Annotated in this window: 3 protein-coding genes; all 3 read left to right on the top strand. The window is 41.8% G+C overall.

All coding sequences use genetic code 11. The features are described 5' to 3' along the window. Nucleotides 1–267: 267 nt before the first annotated feature. The gene (rpoE, locus tag QZ565_RS08685; RefSeq protein WP_000418405.1) at nt 268–855 is read left to right on the top strand and encodes a DNA-directed RNA polymerase subunit delta; all 588 of its coding nucleotides are present in this window, start codon (nt 268–270) and stop codon (nt 853–855) included. A 236-nt stretch (nt 856–1,091) separates the two neighbouring features. Then, entirely contained in the window at nt 1,092–2,699 is a 1,608-nt protein-coding gene (locus tag QZ565_RS08680) for a CTP synthase (RefSeq protein ID WP_295528293.1), read from the top strand. A 119-nt stretch (nt 2,700–2,818) separates the two neighbouring features. After that, a partial coding sequence (locus QZ565_RS08675) for an N-acetylmuramoyl-L-alanine amidase family protein (protein WP_295528290.1) occupies nt 2,819–3,546 on the top strand: 728 nt, incomplete at its 3' end.

Below are 3,546 nucleotides of genomic sequence, written 5' to 3'. Positions count from 1 at the left end.
ATTCTGTAAGTTCGAACCGTCCTGAGAAGTAGGGCGTTGTAGCCTAATTTTCATCTATAATCGGTATTGAATTTATCTTGATTGATAGCGAAAATCCCCCAAGCGCTCCCATCGGCTGGGTAGCAAAGAAATAAAAAAAGTCCTGTCACTTTCCCCCATTTAACCTTTGACTATTCCGCAAAATTATCGTAAAATAAAGAGTGAATGATAAAATGAGGTCAGAGTCTGTTCGCTCTGGCGATAGTAGTATAAATGAGGAGAAACGCTTTGGAATTAGAAGTATTTGCTGGGCAAGAAAAAAGTGAACTATCTATGATTGAGGTAGCGCGTGCTATCTTGGAACTTCGTGGTCGTGATCACGAGATGCATTTTAGCGATCTTGTAAACGAAATTCAAAACTACCTTGGAACATCAAACAGCGATATCCGTGAAGCCTTGCCTTTGTTTTACACAGAGTTGAACTTTGACGGTAGCTTCATCTCACTTGGAGACAACAAATGGGGGCTTCGTTCATGGTATGGTGTGGACGAAATTGACGAAGAAATCATCGCTCTTGAGGAAAATGACGACGATGAAGTGGCACCAAAAGCTAAGAAAAAACGTGTCAATGCTTTCATGGATGGCGATTCAGATGCTATTGACTACAATGCGGATGATCCAGAAGATGAAGATGCATACGAAGCAGATCCAGCTCTTTCATACGATGATGAAAATCCAGATGATGAGAAAAATGAAGTGGAAGCTTACGATGCAGAAATCAACGAAATCGCCCCAGATGACTTGGGAGAAGACGTGGATCTCAACGAAGAAGACGATGAGTTTTCTGATGATGACGCTGAAAACATCGAGGAATAAAAGTTAGCTATTGACAATTGTCCTATTTTTAGGTATCATATTGTTCGGGCACCTCTTTTAGAGGTCGGGGCTCCCTAGTTCTTAGGGAGCTATTTTTGTTTTTTCAAGAAGTTATCTTCTTGCATTTTAGTTGTGAATCTGGTGCAGTCGTCCCAGATTATTCTTATTAGTAGGGTCTTGTTTCCTATGTCCCCTCGTAGTTAACAAGGCCTTGAGCATTTTAGAAAGAGGAATCTATGTCTACGAAATATATTTTTGTAACTGGTGGTGTGGTATCGTCTATTGGGAAAGGGATTGTCGCAGCGAGTCTGGGCCGTCTCTTGAAAAATCGTGGTCTCAAAGTAACCATTCAAAAGTTTGACCCTTATATCAATATCGATCCGGGAACTATGAGTCCTTACCAGCACGGAGAAGTATTTGTAACGGATGATGGGGCTGAGACTGATTTGGACTTGGGCCACTATGAACGTTTCATCGATATCAATCTCAACAAATATTCCAACGTGACAACTGGGAAAATTTACAGTGAAGTTCTTCGTAAGGAACGTCGTGGAGAATACCTTGGGGCAACTGTTCAAGTTATTCCTCATATCACAGATGCTTTGAAAGAGAAAATCAAGCGTGCCGCTGTAACGACAGACTCTGATGTCATTATCACAGAGGTTGGTGGAACAGTAGGAGATATCGAGTCCTTGCCATTCCTAGAGGCTCTTCGTCAGATGAAGGCAGATGTGGGTGCGGATAATGTTATGTACATCCATACAACCTTGCTTCCATACCTCAAGGCTGCTGGTGAAATGAAAACCAAACCAACTCAACACTCTGTAAAAGAATTGCGTGGATTGGGAATCCAGCCAAATATGTTGGTGATTCGTACAGAAGAGCCAGCTGGTCAAGGAATCAAAAACAAACTAGCACAGTTCTGTGATGTGGCACCAGAAGCTGTTATCGAATCGTTGGACGTTGAACACCTTTACCAAATTCCATTGAACTTGCAGGCGCAAGGTATGGATCAAATTGTCTGTGACCATTTGAAACTAGACGCACCAGTAGCGGATATGACAGAGTGGTCAGCTATGGTGGACAAGGTCATGAACCTCAAGAAACAAGTTAAAATTTCCCTTGTCGGTAAGTATGTTGAGTTGCAAGATGCCTACATTTCTGTGGTTGAAGCCTTGAAACACTCTGGTTATTCCAACGACGCGGAAGTTAAAATTAATTGGGTCAACGCCAATGATGTGACAGCAGAGAATGTGGCAGAACTCTTGTCTGATGCAGATGGAATCATCGTACCAGGTGGTTTTGGCCAACGTGGTACGGAAGGGAAAATCCAAGCCATTCGCTATGCGCGTGAAAATGATGTTCCAATGTTAGGTGTCTGCTTGGGAATGCAGTTGACTTGTATCGAGTTTGCTCGTCACGTTTTGGGTCTTGAAGGGGCGAATTCTGCAGAACTTGCACCAGAAACAAAATACCCTATCATTGATATCATGCGTGATCAGATTGATGTTGAGGATATGGGGGGAACCCTTCGCTTGGGACTTTATCCATCTAAGTTGAAACGTGGATCTAAAGCAGCGGCTGCTTATCACAATCAAGAAGTGGTGCAACGCCGTCACCGTCACCGTTATGAGTTTAACAACGCCTTCCGTGAGCAGTTTGAGGCAGCAGGCTTTGTCTTTTCAGGAGTTTCTCCAGACAATCGTTTGGTAGAAATCGTGGAAATTCCAGAAAATAAATTCTTTGTAGCGTGTCAGTATCACCCTGAACTGTCAAGTCGTCCAAACCGCCCAGAAGAACTCTACACTGCCTTTGTCACTGCAGCAGTTGAGAACAGTAATTAGCAAAATCAGAACCTTTGAGAAGAATCTCAGAGGTTTTTTGCTTGCATATTTAGGATAAGATTTGCAAAATAAAAACACAGTGATATAATTAACATAATAACATCTAAGGAGGAATTACAATGAAAAAAATTACACTATTTGGTTTGTCTCTAGCTGGTCTAGCTTTACTGGCTTTTCCACATTCAGGGCAGGCATTTGAGCTTAAAGAAGAATGGGTTGTTAAGTGTGGAGTACAGTATCAAGATGGCAAGATTCTTCGGTTTAACAATGGTCATGAAGTGGATATCAAAGTCTTGGATTTGCCAAAAACTGAGAAAATCGAGTGGACGGTTAGTCTCAATGGTCAAGATCAGACTGTCAATTTCCTAGGTCAAGAAAAGGACAAGTCTATGATTGGTGTAGAGGGGCGTTACCTGAATTTCTATGTTCCATATGGCTATAGAGGAGATATCAAGGTAGAAGCCAAGAGCGGAAATGAAGTAAAGACCTGGTCCACTAAAGTAGTAGATGATGTATATAATGACGGTGGAAAGAGTAGTTACTTCCGTATTGACGAACCAAATGATCAATACACCTACCTTGATGCAAAATGGGACTATCAAGCCAAGACTTACACTGCCACTTTACCAGAGACTGTCAATGGTCAAAAAGTATTTGCTTGGGCAGACGACTATGTAGAATTGAAACTTCAAAAACCAGGAGTTATCAGTCATTCCTACAGGGGGGCAGGAGCCTTCAAAATACTTTATCCGATTGTAAAAGCAGAAAGTTGGCTAAAAAAGAATTACAGTGAAAGCTGGTACTATCAAAAACAAGGGCAATTAGTTCAAAATGCTTGGGTTAAGGA

The sequence above is a fragment of the uncultured Streptococcus sp. genome, assembly GCF_915066115.1.
In the GTDB taxonomy this organism is placed as follows: Bacteria; Bacillota; Bacilli; order Lactobacillales; family Streptococcaceae; genus Streptococcus.
Note: the sequence above shows the minus strand (reverse complement) of the source record. Positions and strands in the feature narration are given on the sequence as shown.

Excerpts from the sequence above, each read along its gene's own strand:
- QZ565_RS08680 (WP_295528293.1), top strand. The coding sequence starts at position 1,092 with ATGTCTACGAAATATATTTTTGTAACTGGTGGTGTGGTATCGTCTATT.